Origin of the sequence: Brevibacillus sp. NPDC058079, assembly GCF_042885155.1 — a bacterium.
GTDB lineage: Bacteria > Bacillota > Bacilli > Brevibacillales > Brevibacillaceae > Brevibacillus.
The window spans coordinates 16,821-35,862 of sequence record NZ_JBHVSO010000019.1; the positions used below are offsets into that span (position 1 = coordinate 16,821).

The 19,042-nt window shown below is 48.5% G+C and carries 20 protein-coding genes; 2 read left to right on the forward strand and 18 right to left on the reverse strand.

Features of this window, described 5'->3' with window-relative positions; all coding sequences use genetic code 11:
• Positions 1-67: 67 nt before the first annotated feature.
• The 4 genes from ACFVS2_RS31585 to ACFVS2_RS31600 all read right to left on the reverse strand — a co-directional run bounded on the left by ACFVS2_RS31585 (position 68) and on the right by ACFVS2_RS31600 (position 3,974).
• Entirely contained in the window at positions 68-1,192 is a 1,125-nt protein-coding gene (locus ACFVS2_RS31585) for an extracellular solute-binding protein (protein WP_173618795.1), read from the reverse strand.
• Between the two features lie 24 nt (positions 1,193-1,216).
• Complete coding sequence (locus ACFVS2_RS31590; protein ID WP_390240465.1) at positions 1,217-2,395, reverse strand: ROK family protein; 1,179 nt, start codon at positions 2,393-2,395, stop codon at positions 1,217-1,219.
• A 735-nt stretch (positions 2,396-3,130) separates the two neighbouring features.
• A complete protein-coding gene (locus ACFVS2_RS31595; protein ID WP_007726550.1) occupies positions 3,131-3,409 on the reverse strand; it encodes a hypothetical protein in 279 nt (92 codons plus the stop codon).
• 355 nt (positions 3,410-3,764) lie between these two features.
• On the reverse strand, positions 3,765-3,974 hold the full coding sequence (locus tag ACFVS2_RS31600; protein ID WP_390240467.1) for a hypothetical protein: 210 nt from the start codon (positions 3,972-3,974) through the stop codon (positions 3,765-3,767).
• A 556-nt stretch (positions 3,975-4,530) separates the two neighbouring features.
• Here ACFVS2_RS31600 and ACFVS2_RS31605 point away from each other — a divergent pair.
• Positions 4,531-5,601: an SDR family oxidoreductase gene (locus tag ACFVS2_RS31605; RefSeq protein WP_390240469.1), complete on the forward strand. Its 1,071-nt coding sequence runs from the start codon at positions 4,531-4,533 to the stop codon at positions 5,599-5,601.
• A 66-nt stretch (positions 5,602-5,667) separates the two neighbouring features.
• On the opposite strand, the gene ACFVS2_RS31610 is transcribed toward ACFVS2_RS31605, so the two are convergent.
• The 11 genes from ACFVS2_RS31610 to ACFVS2_RS31660 all read right to left on the reverse strand — a co-directional run bounded on the left by ACFVS2_RS31610 (position 5,668) and on the right by ACFVS2_RS31660 (position 16,328).
• On the reverse strand, positions 5,668-6,039 hold the full coding sequence (locus ACFVS2_RS31610; protein WP_173618799.1) for a winged helix-turn-helix transcriptional regulator: 372 nt from the start codon (positions 6,037-6,039) through the stop codon (positions 5,668-5,670).
• 176 nt (positions 6,040-6,215) lie between these two features.
• Positions 6,216-7,097 (reverse strand): LysR family transcriptional regulator, encoded by an 882-nt coding sequence (locus ACFVS2_RS31615; protein WP_390240472.1) that lies wholly within the window; start codon positions 7,095-7,097, stop codon positions 6,216-6,218.
• Positions 7,098-7,227: 130 nt separating this feature from the next.
• The gene (locus ACFVS2_RS31620) at positions 7,228-8,196 is read right to left on the reverse strand and encodes a threonine ammonia-lyase (RefSeq protein ID WP_390240474.1); all 969 of its coding nucleotides are present in this window, start codon (positions 8,194-8,196) and stop codon (positions 7,228-7,230) included.
• A gap of 16 nt (positions 8,197-8,212) precedes the next feature.
• Positions 8,213-9,358, reverse strand: coding sequence for a M20 metallopeptidase family protein (locus ACFVS2_RS31625; RefSeq protein ID WP_390240476.1), 1,146 nt, complete (start codon positions 9,356-9,358; stop codon positions 8,213-8,215).
• A gap of 16 nt (positions 9,359-9,374) precedes the next feature.
• A complete protein-coding gene (locus tag ACFVS2_RS31630; protein WP_390240478.1) occupies positions 9,375-10,790 on the reverse strand; it encodes a YfcC family protein in 1,416 nt (471 codons plus the stop codon).
• 111 nt (positions 10,791-10,901) lie between these two features.
• Positions 10,902-12,023: an aminotransferase gene (locus ACFVS2_RS31635; protein ID WP_390240480.1), complete on the reverse strand. Its 1,122-nt coding sequence runs from the start codon at positions 12,021-12,023 to the stop codon at positions 10,902-10,904.
• A 35-nt stretch (positions 12,024-12,058) separates the two neighbouring features.
• Positions 12,059-13,108 (reverse strand): ornithine cyclodeaminase family protein, encoded by a 1,050-nt coding sequence (locus ACFVS2_RS31640; RefSeq protein ID WP_390240482.1) that lies wholly within the window; start codon positions 13,106-13,108, stop codon positions 12,059-12,061.
• A gap of 130 nt (positions 13,109-13,238) precedes the next feature.
• The gene (locus ACFVS2_RS31645; protein WP_390240484.1) at positions 13,239-13,970 is read right to left on the reverse strand and encodes an IclR family transcriptional regulator; all 732 of its coding nucleotides are present in this window, start codon (positions 13,968-13,970) and stop codon (positions 13,239-13,241) included.
• Between the two features lie 27 nt (positions 13,971-13,997).
• On the reverse strand, positions 13,998-14,687 hold the full coding sequence (locus ACFVS2_RS31650) for an amino acid ABC transporter permease (protein ID WP_173618807.1): 690 nt from the start codon (positions 14,685-14,687) through the stop codon (positions 13,998-14,000).
• Positions 14,688-14,751: 64 nt separating this feature from the next.
• On the reverse strand, positions 14,752-15,564 hold the full coding sequence (locus ACFVS2_RS31655; RefSeq protein WP_390240486.1) for an ABC transporter substrate-binding protein: 813 nt from the start codon (positions 15,562-15,564) through the stop codon (positions 14,752-14,754).
• A 41-nt stretch (positions 15,565-15,605) separates the two neighbouring features.
• On the reverse strand, positions 15,606-16,328 hold the full coding sequence (locus ACFVS2_RS31660) for an amino acid ABC transporter ATP-binding protein (protein ID WP_390240488.1): 723 nt from the start codon (positions 16,326-16,328) through the stop codon (positions 15,606-15,608).
• Positions 16,329-16,541: 213 nt separating this feature from the next.
• Between ACFVS2_RS31660 and ACFVS2_RS31665 the strand changes: the two genes are divergently transcribed.
• Positions 16,542-17,141, forward strand: coding sequence for a hypothetical protein (locus ACFVS2_RS31665; RefSeq protein WP_173618810.1), 600 nt, complete (start codon positions 16,542-16,544; stop codon positions 17,139-17,141).
• Between the two features lie 139 nt (positions 17,142-17,280).
• On the opposite strand, the gene ACFVS2_RS31670 is transcribed toward ACFVS2_RS31665, so the two are convergent.
• From ACFVS2_RS31670 to ACFVS2_RS31680, 3 genes are all read right to left on the reverse strand, one after another.
• Complete coding sequence (locus ACFVS2_RS31670; protein WP_390240490.1) at positions 17,281-17,832, reverse strand: riboflavin biosynthesis intermediates N-glycosidase; 552 nt, start codon at positions 17,830-17,832, stop codon at positions 17,281-17,283.
• Positions 17,833-17,853: 21 nt separating this feature from the next.
• The gene (locus tag ACFVS2_RS31675; protein ID WP_390240492.1) at positions 17,854-18,597 is read right to left on the reverse strand and encodes a YwqG family protein; all 744 of its coding nucleotides are present in this window, start codon (positions 18,595-18,597) and stop codon (positions 17,854-17,856) included.
• 85 nt (positions 18,598-18,682) lie between these two features.
• The gene (locus ACFVS2_RS31680) at positions 18,683-19,033 is read right to left on the reverse strand and encodes a DUF6463 family protein (protein ID WP_390240494.1); all 351 of its coding nucleotides are present in this window, start codon (positions 19,031-19,033) and stop codon (positions 18,683-18,685) included.
• Positions 19,034-19,042 lie beyond the last annotated feature (9 nt).

A 19,042-nucleotide genomic window follows, 5' to 3' on the forward strand; every position in this document is an offset into this window, starting at 1 on the left:
AACTTCTATAAGTGACTAGACGGAAAGGACAACGCCTTCCCGCCTAGCTGCTTGGAAAAAACCTTCCTTACTTCTTGCCTTTCCCCTTGATGTTTTCATCCCAATGCTGCATCCACTCTTTTTCTTTTGCAGCCATGACAGCCCAATCGAGTTCCATTGGCTTCAGCTCGAGATTTTTCATGAAGTCTGGCAATTCGTCCTTGCTGATGTCTGTACGAGATGGGAACTGGAAGCGCTCCTTCGCCAATTGGGCAGCCATTTCAGGACTCATCAAGAATTCCATGAACTTTTTCGCTGCCTCTAGGTTTTTCGCGCCTTTTACCAGAGCTACGCCGTCTACGAGAATCGGTGCCCCGCTTTTCGGATAAATGAAGTCATACGGATGGTTGTTCTTTTTGCTTTGGATCAGAACGTCTTGGAGGTTCCACAAGGAGATGACGCCCTCTTGACGATCCAGCTTCAGATACAGATTTGTCGGGTCTTGCGTGTACTCTTTTGTATTAGCATCGAGCTTGGTCAGCCATTCAAAACCTTTTTCAGGAGTATCCGCCCCTTGACGGAAGATCATTGCGGAATAAATGGTACGCATCGTGCCGGATGGCAGTACGTTTCGGATCACGATCTTGTCTTTGAATTTCGGATCGATCAATTCGTCCCAATCTTGCGGTGCTTCTTCTGGCTTCAGCACCTGCGAGTTGTACATGATGACCTCTGGCAAAAGCATTTCGCCGTACCAGCGATCTTGCGGATCTTTGTACAAATCTGGAACCTTGTCTGCAAAAGTTGGCTTGTAAGGCTCCAGCAGATCTTCATTGGCTGCTGTCGCTAGAGCAGATTGAGTACCGCCCCACCAAAAGTCAGCCTGCGGGTTTGCCTTCTCTGCACGAACGCGCTCCAAAATTTGTTGGGCACCCATTTCGAGTGTTTCCACTTCAATGTTCGGGTACTTTTCTTTGAATTTTGGCAACACGATTTCAAAAATGTTTTTGTCCCGTCCGGTGTAAATCACCAGTCTTTGTGGGTCACCCGATGAATCAGCAGGTTGAGCAGCAGGTTGCGTGCCTGATTGGCCTCCGTTGTCGGCAGGCTTTGCTTCCTGTCCTCCACTGCCGCACGCAGCCACAGTCAGAGCCAAGGAGCTGACAAATACGCCCTTCATCCATGTTTTCAGCTTGCTAGTTGTCTTCTTCAAAACGAACTCCCCCTCTTGTTCTTCTCACTCTTTGTCAAGCAGTCGTATGAAAGGAAACGCTTCCAAAACACTATGGACAGCACCAATTAAACCAGCTCGCTCCCCCAGACTCGCTTTTTCGAGATTAGGCACCTCGGGCACCCATTCTCTCAGCCATTCGTGAATTTGCTTCACCCCTTCACCATCGACGTGGACCATCTCCCCGCTCAGGATCAATATTTCCGGGTTCAAAATACTGATGATGTTCGCCATTCCGTACGCCCAATGTCGATACACATCTGCAAGAAGCTCCTTTGCTTCTGCATTTTGTTTGGCGTGCCGGATCAGCTCTTCTATGACACTCGACCCTTCCTGAAGGTCAGAGAGAAATCCCTTAGCCTGCTCTTGGATGCCCGGAATCGAATAATGCGTCTCAAACACCCCTGACGCGCCATTCGGGCGATTATGTACCGGGCCGATCATCATGAAGCCGATCTCTCCTGCTGCCTCACGACTCCCCCGATAAAACTGTCCATCCAAAATGATCCCGGCCCCAATCCCCGTTCCTACGTACATGTAGACGACGTTGGTATGGCCGACCCCTGCTCCACGAACGTACTCACCCAGTGTCATCATATTCACGTCATTGTCGATAATGACGGGCAGTCCGAGTCGCGCTTCGATTGTCTGCTGAATCGGTGAACCCATCCACCCCGTGCTGGGTGAAAAGCTGACGGTTCCACTGCCACGCTGTGTGACGCCTTGCAAACCGACGCCCATGCCGAGCAGGCGCTCTCGCGGGATGCCGCTTTCACGCAACAAGCGATCCAGTCCGGCTGCTAAATCTTCAATGACGGTTTCGCCATTCGCTGGTTGTGCCAGCCGTTTGCGATAGCGAGCTAAGAACTCGCCTTTCATATCTGCGATGGCCATGTCCAGTGTAGATCCTTCAAAAATCGCTCCGGCAATGGCGTAGGCCTGGTAGTTGTACTCCAACAAAATCGGCTTGCGGCCGCCTTTGGAATCGCCCATTCCTACTTCTTGCAGGAGTCCTTCCTGGATCATTTCATCTACGAGGGCGGAAACACACGGACGGCTGAGCTGTGTCTGTTTGGAGATATCCGCGCGTGAAATTTGCCCGTGCTGGACGACCTGTTGCAATACTTCTTCTTTATTCAGTTTTTTCACGAGTTTGCTATTACCTGTTTTTTTGGGAGCTTGCACGCTTCATCGATCACCGCCACACAGTTAGTTAACATTACTAACAAAGATAACCAAATTATAGACACGGCGACCGCTAATAGTCAAACAATTTACATTTGTCTTTCAGATATTTTTTGGATTTTTTAGTATAAATATCTATTGTTAAAAAATACTAAAAATTTAGTCGTCACGCTGTTGTGGTGGAGAGGAAACAGGAGAAAACGCTCAGCTTCTTGTCCCACCCGCTGGGGGATTCACTGCCCGTCTCCATGCAAAAAGCGAAACCGCGTCCAAAGTGGTCCTTTCAAGATGTGTTTCAGAGGTGGACGCTTAAGATCGTGTTTCGCTTTTTGCATTCCGTCTCGGTCGGTGTACCAAAGATCTTCGCTTATTTCTCCTGTTTCCTCTACGAGCTTTTCGTGTTACTCAGGTTTTAAAAGCCTTAAAAGAACGAAGAACGTATTCAGCAACGCCAGAGAAGAATATTTCCAGACGTAGCAACTTGTGGAGTCCTACCGAGCGGAGAAGGGATGAGCGGGCAGTCAAAGCTTCCCCGAGGGACGGAGCCTGGAGCCTAGACTGGAAATATTCTTCTCCCCACCGAAGCTACCGTCTTTCAGATGGCTTTTAGATTTTTTACCATGATTACCCTTTTGTATTGTGGTTTTCAAATACAATAAAAAAGCACATCACCCTCTACAAGGGAAATGTGCTTGGAACACTACTCTTCTTTTCCTGATAACCAGACGTCCTATATTAGTCTATGTATCCAGCGATTCCTTTTTTTATCAAGTATTCCATCTCTACATCCAGAATCTTCTCGACGGTGATCTCATCCAGCTTCACATCTGACTTACCCATGATGTAATCTACGAGATCATCAAAATCAACGTCGACATCACCTTTTGCATCTGCCTTCGCACTGTTCATGTACGCTTGCTCATGCTTGAGTACGATCATGATTTTTTGCGGGTCTACTTTTGTTTTGGTAGCTAAATGCAAAACGAGTTCGGTTTCGTTTACTTGCTTACTCATTTGTTGTCATCTCCTATTTCTCTTACCTTCTGTCATTTTACAATATCATTGCCGTTCCACACAAAAATGAAAGAAATAAAAATTATATCACGCAAACAACCCTCGCTCTAGAGGTGCAAGAAGAAAATATTGTTTCCAAGAGACAATTTGCCCCTACATTCAGTTCTTATATTTTCCAACTTGCTATTGGGAATATCATGTTTATGCAAAGTAAATAATTATCCTGACTTTATGGGCAACCACCAACATTTTAACGAAAAATATACGCTAAGCACGTTCAGGCGCATTAATCCTACTCTAAGCCGAATGTCCACTAATGCTAAGCGTATCAAACAGTTACATGTTGGATCTACCCCTATATAAAGGAGATGAATTCATTGGAAAATAACAACAACAGCAATAACAGCGGCTCTGGGAAATCGGATCCAAAGTCAGAGCCTTCGACAGGGTCCACGACACCTACGACATCTACGACACCTCCGTCATCGGAGCCTGGAGGAGGTAAAATACCGAAACCTGGCCCAGGAGGAGGTACAATACCGACACCGCCTCGATAATAGTCCACAGATGAACAAAACACGCTTTTTGTTCATTTGTAACCGTTCTAAGCATGAAAGGAGCCTCTGGGGGCTCCTTTCATTATTTAATCCATATTCTTCCGACTGGCGAACATCAAAGCGTTCGTAAATGTAGTCTTTAATGAATTGATCTCGCTTATCCTTATCTATTTCTTTTCGAAATAGCCTCAATTTGGTCTTACCCCTGTCCAGTAGACAGTTTGAAACAAACCATCCTCTAGGTGTTCGTTGAAAAATAAGTTTTAGACTAAGCCTAATACATGAAACAGCGACGACTTAAGACCTGAAAATAAAGTCTTAGACTCGCCGCTGTTTTTATGTTTAGTCGCCGTAAAACTTACCATTACTGATCTACTGTTCTCCTCGCTGTCTGTAACGGCAAGCTTTAGAGGTGAATTCGGCAGGAATCGCTTTTGGCCCACCATGTCTTAATTTCAAGTCCTATGTTACTTTCAAGTGCGTATATGAGTTCAAAGTGCGTACTTCTTAATTCCCCTCTTCTATCTCATAATAATCGTCAGAGGAAGAGGAGGAGAAAGCCCTATGAAACCAGATAAAACCGAAGCAATAAAAACCGCTCTTGTCGTTGGAGCCAATGGTGTGATCGGACGGAATCTCATCGATTATCTGATGACGCTCCCTGAGTGGAATATCATTGGAGTGTCAAGACGTGGCGGAGAAGACTCCCACAAGTTGCGATATGTAGCGGTCGATTTGCTTAATGAAAAGGAAACCCACGAGAAACTGGGCAATCTAACCGAAGTCACCCATATTTTCTACGCTGCATATCAAGACCGCCCTACGTGGGCAGAACTGGTTACTCCCAACCTGTCCATGCTCGTAAACGTGGTCAATGCGATCGAAACGGCCGCACCAAACCTGCAACATGTCAGTCTTATGCAAGGCTACAAAGTGTACGGCGCGCATCTTGGTCCTTTCAAGACGCCCGCACGGGAAACCGACGCCAATCATATGCCTCCCGAGTTCAACATTGACCAACAGCAGTTCCTCGAACGTCGACAACCGGGAAGCAGTTGGACTTGGTCGGCCCTACGTCCGTCGGTCGTTTGCGGGTTTGCTTTGGGCAATCCAATGAATCTGGCGATGGTTATTGCCATTTATGCTTCCATGTCTAAGGAACTCGGCTTGCCACTCCGCTTTCCCGGGAAACCGGGAGCTTACCATAGCCTGCTGGAAATGACTGATGCAAGCTTGCTAGCTCGTGCGACGGTCTGGGCGGCAACTGACGCACGCTGCGCGAATCAGGCTTTTAATATCACGAACGGTGACCTTTTCCGATGGAACGAGCTTTGGCCGAAGATCGCCGCTTTTTTTGAAATTGAGACTGCCCCGCCATTACCGATGTCATTAGAAGTCGTCATGGCAGACAAGGAAGCGCTGTGGTGTTCCATGGTGGAGAAATATGACTTGGTGAATAACAGCTATAAGGACGTTTCTTCTTGGCGGTTCGGGGATTTCGTGTTCGCTTGGGATTACGACTTTTTTGCCGACGGCTCGAAAGCACGCCGTTTCGGCTTCCATGACTTCGTTGATACGGAGAAGATGTTTATGGACATCTTTGAAGACTTCCGCCAGCGCAAGGTGATTCCTTAATAATTTCAGGACGATACCCATACCCAACATGCCGGTTCCTCATATGCAGGGATCGGTTTTTTTACCTTATGTGTCCGATTGCGGCGGCTTGAAAAGGACCATGCCCTTATCGCCGTATACCCTTTCAATATGCGTATCGCCCCATCTGCACATGAGATGAAGGATGTCTTTCAGGCTCCAGCCATAGTCCGTCAACTCATACTCGACCTTCGGCGGCACCTGGTTATAAGAAATACGGGCCACGATTCCATCCTCCACTAGTTCCCCTAACTGCTGGGTCAGCACTTTTTGCGTTACGGCAGGAATTAGGTGCATCAACTCACCATTACGCTTCTTACCGAACGTGAGGTGAAACAAAATGACTGGCTTCCACTTGCCTCCAATCACTTCAAGAATCGCTTCAACCGCGGTGTTGTAGATTTTAATCGGTTCTTGCATGGCCTCGGACCCGCCTCCCTATGGTTCACTGTGCTTGATGTTAAACGAAATTGCCCGTTACTTCAACGGAAAACGACAGCCGATCGTCTTGCGGCTGCCGTCATTTGGAAAAAACGAAACCGTCTTTCCCAGCTTCTTTACTTTTGAGGGACTTCTTAGACAGTCCCTTGTCATGACTACTCTTCTCTTACCGATAACCAAACGTCTTTGACGAGCTCCATGAAGGTCTGGATCGCAGGCTCTTCTCTTCGGCGTTCCAAACAGACTAGCGATGTTTCTGCTTTCTTGGAAAAGCGGAACAACTCGATCAGTTCGCCTGTTCGCAGTTCTTTTTCCACGAGAACCTTACTGAGCAGGGCTATGCCTGTTTGATTCAGGACTGATCGTTTGATGGTTTCTTCACTGCTGCATTTAATGACAGAGGGTGGGATGTAGTTTAATTCCAACAGGCATTGGGTAATAAATTCATCGAGATTGCACCCCTCCTGATAGGACAAAAAGGGGAAGGTCACAAGTGCGTCTGCCAATGTTTTGTCCTTCATCAAATCAGGAGAAGCAATCAGGGTGAATTGTTCTAAGTCTACCATGCTCGAGTGGATACCCGGTTGCAAAGTGGTGCCCGCAATGATCCCAATATCTGCCTCGTGGTCCTGAATTTTCTTCAACGTCTCCTGACTGGTACAAGAAATTACCTGCAGATTTACCTGTGGGTGTGTTTCCACATACGCCTTCAGAATTTGGGGCATGTATTGGATGCAATAAAATTCTGGGGCCGCCACGACCAGCGGTCCTACAGGCATGTCTAAGTGATTAAGTCCCTCCGCCATGTGCTGGAGAACGTAGAACAGCTGATCCGTATGCTGCTTCACAATTTTTCCGGCCGGTGTCAAAAACGTGCGCTTGCCTACCCGATTGAGCAAAGGATGACCCAGCTCACGCTCCAACGCTTGAATCTGGAGCGTAATCGTAGGCTGGCTGTATCCGAGTTGCTCTGCAGCTTTCGTCAAGTTCAAATGCTCGGCAACGACCTGAAATGTCTTCAGATTGCGTAACTCCATAATTGATTTTCCACTCCCTCACCGAACGACACCGTTTCCTCGTGTATGTGCATGTTCAAAAAGACGACTTATTGAACAAACTCTGTTAGAAAAAGTGTAGCCGAGAGTGGCTCTATGTTCAACCGATTCCCTATGCGTGCTTCCCTATGATCCCCGCCAGCTTGCCAGCATCTACATTACTGCCGCTCACAATCGTCAGCACCTTTTTCCCTGCCAGATCGGGTACCGTTCCCTGCATGAGTGCAGCGATACCTACCGCCCCTGAGCCTTCCACCATCAGGTGATGCTCTTTTGCCAGCCAGCTCATCGCTTGGGCAACATGTTCTTCCTCCACGAGCAGGAAGTCATCGACGATTTGCAGAGCCAAGTCCAGGTTACCTTGGGTGATTCCCCCATGAAGACCGTCCGCAAGCGAATCACTGTATACCACATCCGCCAAGCGCTTTTCGCGGAACGAATAATACCATGGTGGAGACGCATGTGTCTGAATCCCAATCACCATCACATCCGGATTGATTGCCTTTGCTGCGAGCGCGACTCCACAAATTAACCCTCCGCCGCCAGCAGGTACGAGAATGACGTCAAAATCCGGCTCTTCCAAAAGAGCTTCCAGGGCTGCCGTTCCTTGCCCTGCTATGATCGCATTGTCTTCAAAGGCGTGAACGAACGTGCGCCCTGTTTCTTTCGCCAGCTCATAGGCATGGCTTTCTGCGTCATCATAGCTGTCTCCATACACGACCAACTCCGCACCGTAGCGCTTGATGCCCGCTTTTTTGGTCTCGGGAGCTGTTTTTGGCACGACGATCAGGGCCGACGCGCCTTTTAACGAAGCCGCATACGCGACACCTTGTGCATGATTTCCTGCTGAAGCGGTAATAACGCCCCGAGCCAGCTCCTCTTCCGTCAAAGATGCGATTTTGTTAAGCGCACCGCGCGCCTTGAATGATCCTGTTTTCTGCTGGCATTCCAGCTTCATCCATACATCAGCATCTGCGATGGCAGACAGCGCGGGTGATGAAATTAACGGGGTATGGATAACCTGTCCCTTGAGATTCTTGTGAGCTTTTACAATATCGAGAAAGGATACAGACAACGACATGAACTACTCCCCCTTGTTAAAATCTTTTCACTAATTGAATCAATAGTTCAACAGCAGTCGGAATAACATCCTCATCAATGTCAAACCGCGGATGATGGTGGGGATAGCTGCTCTTTTCTCCACGCATTCCTATAAAAATAAAACTGCCAGGCTTGCGCTCCAAATAGTAAGAAAAGTCCTCACCACCCATAACCGGCTCCACATCAGCAAGACTGCTCTCGCCAAATTGCTCGGCTACGACGTCAGCAACGAATCGGCTCATCCGCTCATCGTTGACAACAGGCGGCGTCCCCCAATCTACCATGACTTCGGCAGCTGCGCCCCATGCCGAACACAATGCTCCAATCGTCTGCTTCAGCTCGCGAGCCAAGAGTTGCCTCGTCTTTTCTGACTGCGCCCGCAGTGTTCCATATAAAACGGCCTGATTCGGGATGATATTATAGGTAGAGCCAGCTTCCATCCGGCAGATGGAAATCACCGCAGGTTCGATCGGATTGACACAGCGCGCTATGATTCCTTGTACCGCGTTAATCACCTGACTGGCCACATAGATCGGATCGACTGTTTCGTGCGGCATCGAGCCGTGTCCTCCACGTCCGGTTATGACAATGCGCAGGTCATCAGCTGACGCCATCATCGCGCCCATACTGATTCCGATCTTTCCTTTCTCAAGAGGCTGCCATAGATGCAGCCCAAAGACAGCGTCCACATCATCAATCGTACCTTGACGGACGATAGCTTGCGCTCCACTAGGGAGCATTTCTTCTGAGGATTGAAATAGAAAAAGCACATTTGGTGCTACGTCCGCGCGGTTTTCCGAGAGCCATTTGGCTGCTGCTAGCAAAATGGCCGTATGTCCATCATGACCGCATACATGAGCGACACCTTCATTTTTCGAGAGATACGGCTTCTCTCCCTCTTCAACGATCGGTAGTGCATCCATATCCGCCCTTAACGCAATGGTTTTCTTTCCATCCGTCCCCCGCAAAATGCCGACCACATTCGGCGGCTCACATGGGATCAGTTCAATTTTCCATTCCTGTAAATACTTCCGAACATAGGCCGCTGTCTGATACTCCTGACCAGACAGCTCTGGATATTGATGCAAGTATCGCCGTTCACTGATGGCCCATTTTGCAAGAATTGGTGTGCAAAGTGCCATTCATGATCTCCTCCCGTCAATATGGTCCATAACCAATCAGATGCGCAACTACGACAGCGACTGTCGCAATCCCGTATTGCATCACAATCAGCGGCATAATCCATTTCATCCAACGCAACCACGGGATACCAGCCAAGGCCAAACCAGCCATGAAATAGCCTGATGTCGGAATAAAAATATTGGATATGCCATCTCCGAACTGATAGGCAAGAACCGCGGTTTGACGCGTAACGCCAACTAATTCTGCCAAAGGCGCCATGATCGGCATGGTCAAAGCAGCCATTCCACTGCCGGACGGAACAATAAAGCTGATCACGGTTTGGAGGATGAGCATGCCAAACGCTGTAAGTGCACTAGGCAATTGATTCAAGACACCAGCAGAATAGTAAAGAATCGTATCTAGTATGTGACCGTCATTAAGCACCACAACAACTGCCCGTGCAACTCCAATGACCAAGGCCCCGGCTATCAGGCCAGCAGCACCTTTCATGAAGTTGTCTACCATTTCGTTGATGCCGAGTCTTCCCACGATTCCGATGATGATGCCCAGCAATAGAAAGATTCCGGATAGCTCGGTGAGATACCAGCCATATTGAATGACACCAAAGACCAACACGACAAAGTTGAGAACAAAGCAAGCCAAGATTCCTTTATGTCTGGCCGTCAACTTCAAATCTTCACGCAAGAGCTCCGCCGTGTTTTTCCCTTCAAACAATCCGAAGAAGCCCTGCGAACGGTCTTTTTTGATTTTCAACGCATACCGCAGGACGAATGCAGTCGATACGAAGTACATCACGACAAAAACAGTAATTCGATAACCCATTCCCGAAAAAGTGGGCAGCTCGGCGATGCCTTGGGCAACCCCCACCGTAAACGGATTCATTAGTGCAGATGTAAAACCGACCGACGCTCCTACCAGTACAATGGCAGCACCAGTCATTGCATCAAAACCAAGAGCAATCGCCAGCGGAATCATGATCGCAATGTAGGGTAATGTTTCTTCAGCCATTCCCATGAGCGAGCCTCCTGCCGCAAAAAACAGCATCATGATTGGAATCAGCCACTTCTCTTGATTCCTGAGTAGACGCGATAGTGTGACTATGAGAGCTTCAATCGCGCCAGTAGCCATTAAAACACCGAATGTTCCGCCAATTATTAATACAAAAAAGATAATGCCTGAGGCTTCCACCAAACCGGTATGCACGCTGTTTACCAGTCCGAGTGGCTTGACTGGAGATGATTCGATCCACTGAAACGACTGTGGATCAATGACACTCCTGCCGTTTACCTCGACTCGTCCGTATTCTCCAGCAGGCAAAATGTACGTCAGGATGACCGCAATCGCAATCACAGCAAAAAGTAACGCGAACACATTGACTTCCCACAGCTTCCTCTGTTTTTTCGACTGCAAATCCACATTAAGCTGACTCATGATATCCCCCCAGTTAGGTATCGTGATCAGAAATGCCAGAATGCTAGAATACTAGGATAAGAGTGTCTCTTTTCTTCCACCGAAGAGACACTCCCTCTCCCACTTTATCCCTTATTTGCGTGACTCCAAAAACTCCGATACTTTTGATAGTCCTACTTGAAGCACTTCCGTCGAGCAGGCGTACCCGATTCGTAACCACCCTTCCATGTCGAAGCAACTGCCTGGTGTCAAAAACGCCCCTGTCGTTTTAAACAGGTCAATGCAAAACGCTTCCGAAGGGATATCCAGCTCGTACTTCAGCATTGCGGTTGTTCCTGCCTGCGGCTTGACGTAAGAGACCAACGGCTCCTTCGCTACCCACTCATCGAGAATCTGTAGATTGTCCCGCACGATCTTTAGGTTGCGCTCCATAATCTTGTCGCGGTTTTTCAGTGCATGGACAGCCAGCATGTCATCCAGCATTCCGCAGCTGATGGTGGTGTAATCGCGGTGCTGGAAGCAGCTCTTGATCACATCCTGAGGCGCTGCAATCCATCCCAGACGCAAGCCCGCCAATGAAAACACTTTGGACATGCTGCTTGTCGCAATCCCTTTTTCGTACAAGTCGACGATAGATGGCACCACAACCTCCGGGTCTTGGTGCAAATTTCGATACACCTCGTCACACAGCAGGTAGGCATCAACGGAGCGGGCGATTTCTACGATTTCTCGCAGCAACCCTTCACCCATCAAAGCTCCGGATGGATTGTTCGGATTGTTGATACAGATCAGCTTGGTCTTGTCTGTAACGAGCGAGCGCAGCTCATCCAGATCAGGCAGAAAATCATTTTCTGGTAAAAGTCTGAGCAGCTTGACATGCGCTCCGAACGACTCCGGTACCGAATAAATTTGCTGATACGTCGGATGAACGGTAATTACTTCGTCACCCGGCGCAACGAGCGAGAACAAGGTAAGAAAATTCGCTCCGATTGCCCCGTTCATCGCCAAAATATTGTCCGGCTTCATCGTCTGATACATACTCGCGACGAGGCTACGGAATTCCGGCGAACCCTCGATATGACCGTACGTCAGCTTCTTCTGGGCCATCTCGCGGAAAAAATCTTCCGGCTCATCGGAAAGGCGAATCAACTCTTCTACCGTCAGCGAATCGACGCATGTTTCGGCAATGTTGTAAACGGCCTCCATCTCGTAGGCATTCATCCATTCTTCTACTTTAAAGGGTGCAATTCTCATAGGTCGTTCCTCTCCTTATGTTCTAGCTTTCTTTTCTACAGATCGACAATCGTACCTACGCCTCGCTTATCCGCTACTTTCAAAATGTGGTTAGCCGTCAGCAAATCCTGGAGCGCGATACCCGTGCTATCAAAAATCGTGATCTCTTCTGTGCTCTGTCTTCCGCCTGCAAGTCCGAGGATCACATTGCCGATCTCCGCTTCAATATCGCTCTCTGCTATCAACCCTTTTTTTACTGCTACCTTCGTCTCTCCCACACGGACTGCCTGCCCGATATCATCCACAAAGACGCGCGCTTTTGTAAAAAGCCGTTCATCGATCTCCTGTTTTCCTTCCATATCTGCCCCGATGCAGGTGATATGCGTCCCCGGCTTCACCCACTCCTCTTGGATCATTGGTTCACGTGAAGGGGTTGCCGTAATAATGATGTCTGCTTGCCTTGTCGCTTCTTCGAGGTTGTCCACCGAGATAAACTTCACGTCACAACGGCTTGCATACCCCTCGTACTCTTCTCCCGTATATTTGGAGAGGAATTTGGTTATCAACTTATCTTTGATTTTGGCGGCAAAGCTTTGCGCCTTTTCTGGTGATCGCGGATTGCAAATGTACACCCGCTTGATCTGCTTCATCGTCATCAAGGTCGCCATGATTTGAAAAGGAGCCTGGTGCCCCGTCCCTACTATCAACAGGTTCTCTGATTCAGGGCGTGCCAAATATTTTGCACCGATACCACCTGCGGCTCCCGTGCGCATGCAAGTAATGTGCTCTCCACTCAAAATCCCCTGCGGTACGCCAGTTTGGCTGTCCAATACCATCACCGTACCAACTAATTGTGGCAGGCCTTTCTTGTCATTGTCACCGAACCACGAGACGAGCTTGAGTCCAAATATATCGGCTTGTGGCAAATGACCGGATTTGATATCCATGTCGGCTCTACCTTCTACGAACTCATGAAAAATGAGCGGAAACAACGTCGCCTGCTGACTCGATTTCATTTGATAGGCTTGCTCGACCACTTCAATCACGCTGGCCATATCCAGCACATCTTCCGTGGTTTCCTGATTTATGACGCGAAATGGAAACATGTCTATCTCCCCTCCCCACTGTTTCTTTCACACTAACACAGTTCTTCAGGGCGAAAAAATTGAAAGATCCAATGGTTACTATTAAAAAAAGCAAACCCTCCACCAACAAATGCTGGAATGGAGGGTTTGCTTATGCTCCGCCGATTCTTGCCGAAATCGTCGCAGCTTGGCGTTTCACTTTTTCGATAAGTAGGGGCAATCGATCTTCTGTCACCCGAAAGCATGGGGCGTTGATCGAGAGCGCTCCGACGAGTTGATTTCCGTAGCCGATGATCGGAGCAGCGACTGCCATGGTGCCTTCCGTCTTCTCCTCGTAGCTGATCGCATAGCCACTTTTCTTGGCTTCGCTCAGCTGCTCCAAAAATGACGGCAGCTTGTCTGACGCAAGCTGGGCGGAAACGACTCTTGTAATCGCATCCTGCTTTAAATACGCGAGAATGATTTTGCTAGGGGCACCGATTGTGAGAGGAATCCGCTCCCCTAGGTTCTCGTCTATGCGTATTTTCAGTGGACTTTCTACTTTTTCGATCGGCATCGAATCCGCTCCCGCCAATACGTTGAGGAAGATACTCTCCTCGACTTCATTTGCCAGCTCTTCCATGAAAGGTCTCGCTACAGCCCGCAGGTTCAGCTTTTCATGTAGGATAAATCCGATTTCCATCCACGTATATCCCGGCTTGTAATGCTTGGTGACTGGGTCCTGCTCAACCAATCCGAACTGGATCATGGATTCGAGAAAACGGTGGAGCGTACTGATTGGTAGACCCGTTGCGCTCGCCAGCTCCGAAATCGGCCAAGCATGTTTTTCGTCTGAAATCAGTACCCGAATAATTTTCATCGCCCGTTCGACTGATTGAACCATCCTTCTTTCGTCCTCCATGACAAAAAGTTACGCTGCCACGCTACTATTGTCTTTCGTTTGTTTTTTGGGGGCTTTTCCTGTAGCCAGCCGCGCTTCCAGCTTGTTAACAAAATACGAGAAGATCATGATCAGTACGAGATAGTACAAACCGACAACCATGTACGTCTCAAGCTGCTTGTAGTTGGAAGCTGCTTCACCGAGACCGGTTCCCCATAAATCTTGCATCCCTACGTAGGCGACCAGCGATGAATCCTTCAATCCGATAATAAATTGATTGCCAAGCGATGGGATCGCCCGACGGAACGCCTGCGGTAAAATGATTCTGCGCATCGCCAACGGGTACGACATTCCGAGTGACCTAGACGCTTCCATTTGCCCGCGGTCGATTGACTGGATGGAGCCGCGGAAGATTTCCGCAATATACGCACCGTTATGAACGGCCAGCGCGATGGCCCCTGCCCAAAACTGCGACAGCGTGACCATATTCGCCAAGCCAAAGTACAGAATACAAATTTGTACGATCAATGGCGTTCCGCGAATGACGGTAATGTAGGTGTGCGCGATGTAGTTCAATGCTTTGGAATCGGATATCCGGAAAAAGGCGATGACAAGACCTACCACACAACCGAGCATCAAGGCAACTGCCGTTAACTGAACCGTGAGCCATGTCGCTTTAAGAAAAAGGGGATAACTGGATAGGAAAATATCAATGATCACGTTCAATCCTCCTCACATGAAGCGTTAAAAGGGGGGCGTCCATCACGGACACCCCGTTGCCCACTTACTGTTTTTGCAGGATATTGCGACCAAACCATTTTTGGCTGATCTTCTCATAGGTGCCGTCTTTGACAATCTCATCCATCGCTTTGTTAATCCGATCCACTGCCTCCTGGTCACCCAAGCGCACAGCAATCGCTTGCTCGTCAAAGCTGAGCGGTTCGCCTACATCAATCACTTTGCCCCCGCCTTCTTTAATGAATCGCAAGCCAACTACCTGGTCCGTAATAACCGCATCGAGACGTCCTGTCGGCAGATCGAGCAAAGCGGTGATATCGCTATCATATTGAGTGATTTTGTCTTCATCGGTCAGCTTTTTCGCCCAATCCAAGTAGTTGGATGCTTTCACGACGCCGATCTTTTTGCCCTTCAAATCCTCTTTGCCCTTGATCGTTGTATTACCATCTTGCACGAAAATTTGTGAACCGGAACGATAGTATGGATTGGTGAACAGAACGGCTTTTTGACGTTCTGGTGTGACGGTCAAGCTCCCAATGACAGCGTCGTATTTTTTCGCGTCCAGACCAGGGATGATCGTTTCGAATGGATTGGTGATCGGCATTGCGTTCATGCCCATTTTCTCTGCCAGCGCTTGTCCGATCTCTACATCAAAGCCAGTCAGTTGCCCGTTTTCCTTGAAGCTAAACGGCTTGTACACCCCACTCATCGCGTACGTAAAATCTTTCTTTCCCCCGTCTCCAGAAGCTTGTCCACCTGCTGCCGGTGCACTTTCCTGTGATCCACAAGCAGAGAGCAACAACGAGCCTACTAGAACAGTGGACAACAAAATTCCGGACCATTTTGCACGTTTTTTCATTGGTGATTCCCCCTGTTTTTCATCTCTATATTTAGCGGATTTTACCGGATGCTGCCTAAAAACTGCTTGGTACGATCATGCTGCGGGTTTTCAAAGAATTCTCTCGGCGGTCCTTGCTCCAGGATTTGCCCATCGTGCATGAACACTGCCCGATCTGCTACTTCACGAGCGAACCCCATTTCATGCGTCACGACGATCATCGTCATTCCTTCTTTGGCGAGCTGCTTCATGACCTGTAGCACTTCACCAACAAGCTCGGGATCGAGTGCGGAGGTAGGCTCATCAAACAGCATGATTTTCGGTTTCATTGCCAGTGCCCGGGCGATGGCAACCCGCTGCTTTTGTCCACCGGAGAGCATGTCCGGGTAGACATCGGCCTTATCCTGCATATTCACTTTTTTCAGGAGCTCGTACGCTAATTGTTTGGCTTCTGCTGCATTCATCCCTTTGACGTGAACAGGTGCCTCGATCAAGTTTTCCAAAACGGTCTTGTGCGGAAACAGATTGAAGTGCTGAAAAACCATGCCGACCTCGGCGCGGAACTGATTCAGATTCGTCTTGTGTGGATCAATCTGCTGACCACCGATTCGAATCTCTCCGCTGTCATGAAATTCCAGAAAATTCAAACATCGGAGCAAAGTACTTTTGCCTGAACCACTGGCTCCAAGCAAGACGACAACTTCCTTTTCTTCCACCGTGAGCGTAACGCCCTTCAACACGGTTAACGGGCCAAAAGATTTGACAAGCTGCTTAACCTCAATCATCCTGCTATCCCCCATTTATCTCCCGGATGAATTGCGTATTAGTTTTTCCGAATACCGGAAATGATTTCTGATTTAAATTATAATTATATATTTTCTGATATTCAAGAAAAATATGTTTTATTGAATAAATATTCATGATAGGAATATGGAATAGTTTTCCTTCCCGCGTGGAATGAATAAACGGGAGTGTTTTATACATCAAGGAGGACCGTGATGAAAGTAGCAACATACTTCTATGTAGGTCTCATCATTATTTTTCTGCTCTCCGCCTGTTCGCTGCCAGGTCCACAAGCAGCACCACTACCACAGCAAGCGGCTCCATCTGACCCTGAGCCGGAAGTGAAAAGACCGACAACCGATGAGATCAAAGGTCGAACCATAAACAATCAGTTCAAGGTGCCGATCCCGATCACCGAGACATTTTCGTTTACCATTCCTCCCTCTTGGACAGGAAATTACATCGTGGAGGAGTTCTCATCGACGACGAAGCGTCCCCCTCGCCAACAGCCACTGGAGGGCAAGCTGGATGTGCCGACGAAATACGAAGCGCATTTTATGTTCGCTCCTAATCAGCGAAAGGAAGGGCAATCCTCAATCCTCACCATTTTTGTCATGACGGTACCACATTGGAATCACCTGTCCAAAATGGAAGGACCTCCGCTGGGTGATGTACTAGCACAAACACATGGGCTCGTCTACGCTGTCTCCTTGCCCCAGTCCAATCCGTATGACCCCGCAACTCCAGACGGCAAGCTGTATGGGCAAATGGTCATGTCGCTTGATCAGGTAAAAAAGGCATTTTCCGTTCAGTAATAAAAAAAGTGGTTAGCAGCGCAATGTCTGCTCAACCACTTTTTCGCGTAAAGACAAATATCTTCCCATCCGCGTTCAGCACTTGTGTCCCTTTAGGGAACCTGCTCGACGGGTTCTTCTCCGATTTTGGTAATCTGGATCACGAACGCAGCTTCTCCCTGACTGCCATCAATGCAAAACCAAGCAAGTTTTCTCCCCGCCACTTTTCGGGCTGTTCTGCATGCGGATGATCTTGGGCCATCCCGATCCCCCATACCCGATCATAAGGACTCGCTTCGACAAGAATGCGGTCACCTGTGTCCACGAGGTAAGCTTTCAAATCGGCATGCTGGCTGAATTTTAATAGGTTTGCCTGGCGTACAATCGCCGTCTTGTTCGCATTCCACACAGTATCGTCAAAGGAATGAACCTTTCGTCCCAATTCCTTCGCTTGTTTTGGATGGTTCTTTCTGAGTATTTCATCACGGATGGCAAGATCACCGAACAGTTCAGCCTTTTTCGCCATCATGTAATGCTCAGCGGTCAAGTACGTGATGCCATCCTCTACAAAAGCAGCCGGATACCATTGGCTGAAGCATGATTTGTCGATAGTGCCTGTCTCCTTCTGTGAATGTCCCCAAAAGAACAAGTATTTCACTCTGGTCTTTTGCGATTCTTTGAGTAAGCTTTGGACGTCATGTATGTGCTCCATCGTTGTATCCCCATCTTTCTTTTATAGACAATCCCATGTATATGAAACCTTTGAAAAATCCAGACGAAGTAGATCCTCTGTGCGAATGAAGAAGTTGCCCACTCCGCTATCTCCCCACGAGACATAGTAATCGTAATTGTCGCCTTCCATATCCAGTTGAAGGAGCAGCTCCCAGCCATTCTGATTCACTTTTCCTTGGGTAAAGTAGGGATATCCTCCGATCCGAGACCCGCTTGCATCGGCGAGGTCCCAATATTTCGAGTAGGCCACTTCATCCTCGTCGGTAGGTAGCTGAAAATTCACCGCCTGTGGATCTCGATGAGGGACGTACTGCGACTCTAGCTTTCCTGTCAGTTTGTATGGCCCACCTAGTACCGGACTGTACACGTCAGGGTCCTCTGGTTGAAATGGGTCTATTTCCTGCGTGTCAATGACCTCTTCAAAATGAAGCACTTGAAAGGATTGGTCCATCAATCCGAACGTGTCATCCTCCTTGACAAAAAAACTGGTCAATCCACTAGCGGGGTAGCCATCGAGTCGTGGCATTTGCGCCCAGTTGATTTGTGCGATAAACAAGTAGTCGTTCCCATCTTCATCCTGTGGGTATGGCATTTGTGGCGGCAGCCAAGGCTTTCCGCCTACCTTGCTATCCGTTAAGGAAGCCCCTTCTTTCGTCAGTGTGAGCTTGATGGATGATTTTGCGGATGTTTGGATGTGTTCCAAAAACTCTGGGGTCCATTGGTTATTTGCATCTAAGAAGTTCATGAAAATCACCTCGGATATTGAAACATATGGAAAATGGTTACATTCATTTTATCTGAACCATCTACCTATCCGCAAATTTCTTACATCACTTGCGCAGAAGGATGCCTGCCTGTGGTAAGGCTAGCCAGAAGCCCGATACAGGCATGGCAATCACCCCGACCACGCATATGCCAAGAATCGTCCACCCGAAGGTAGCCGGCGGCTCCATTCCCTTCTTTTTCATCAGCCAATCCGCCATATATCCGAGCAAAATCAACAAAAAGCCAAACATCATAAACCAGAAAGCAGCATCTTCCTCTCGCCCTACCGCATTCCAAAAGCCGTTTGCGACGATCTGCTGAAGTGGCTCCGCGTAGAAAAAGAGGCCGACAACCGTATGCAGCAGTCCTGTCAGGATAAGAGTGAAACCCATTTGGCGCTTGATCCCACTTACCATTTCATTTCT

Bases quoted from the DNA above. Each gene is read 5' to 3' on its own strand.
- ACFVS2_RS31615 (WP_390240472.1), bottom strand. From the start codon at position 7,097: ATGGAGTTACGCAATCTGAAGACATTTCAGGTCGTTGCCGAGCATTTG.
- ACFVS2_RS31625 (WP_390240476.1), bottom strand. From the start codon at position 9,358: ATGGCACTTTGCACACCAATTCTTGCAAAATGGGCCATCAGTGAACGG.
- ACFVS2_RS31610 (WP_173618799.1), bottom strand. From the start codon at position 6,039: ATGCAAGAACCGATTAAAATCTACAACACCGCGGTTGAAGCGATTCTT.
- ACFVS2_RS31660 (WP_390240488.1), bottom strand. From the start codon at position 16,328: ATGATTGAGGTTAAGCAGCTTGTCAAATCTTTTGGCCCGTTAACCGTG.
- ACFVS2_RS31605 (WP_390240469.1), top strand. From the start codon at position 4,531: ATGAAACCAGATAAAACCGAAGCAATAAAAACCGCTCTTGTCGTTGGA.
- ACFVS2_RS31640 (WP_390240482.1), bottom strand. From the start codon at position 13,108: ATGTTTCCATTTCGCGTCATAAATCAGGAAACCACGGAAGATGTGCTG.
- ACFVS2_RS31670 (WP_390240490.1), bottom strand. From the start codon at position 17,832: ATGGAGCACATACATGACGTCCAAAGCTTACTCAAAGAATCGCAAAAG.
- ACFVS2_RS31665 (WP_173618810.1), top strand. From the start codon at position 16,542: ATGAAAGTAGCAACATACTTCTATGTAGGTCTCATCATTATTTTTCTG.
- ACFVS2_RS31675 (WP_390240492.1), bottom strand. From the start codon at position 18,597: ATGAACTTCTTAGATGCAAATAACCAATGGACCCCAGAGTTTTTGGAA.
- ACFVS2_RS31595 (WP_007726550.1), bottom strand. From the start codon at position 3,409: ATGAGTAAGCAAGTAAACGAAACCGAACTCGTTTTGCATTTAGCTACC.
- ACFVS2_RS31620 (WP_390240474.1), bottom strand. From the start codon at position 8,196: ATGTCGTTGTCTGTATCCTTTCTCGATATTGTAAAAGCTCACAAGAAT.
- ACFVS2_RS31680 (WP_390240494.1), bottom strand. From the start codon at position 19,033: ATGGTAAGTGGGATCAAGCGCCAAATGGGTTTCACTCTTATCCTGACA.
- ACFVS2_RS31630 (WP_390240478.1), bottom strand. From the start codon at position 10,790: ATGAGTCAGCTTAATGTGGATTTGCAGTCGAAAAAACAGAGGAAGCTG.
- ACFVS2_RS31635 (WP_390240480.1), bottom strand. From the start codon at position 12,023: ATGAGAATTGCACCCTTTAAAGTAGAAGAATGGATGAATGCCTACGAG.
- ACFVS2_RS31655 (WP_390240486.1), bottom strand. From the start codon at position 15,564: ATGAAAAAACGTGCAAAATGGTCCGGAATTTTGTTGTCCACTGTTCTA.
- ACFVS2_RS31645 (WP_390240484.1), bottom strand. From the start codon at position 13,970: ATGGTTCAATCAGTCGAACGGGCGATGAAAATTATTCGGGTACTGATT.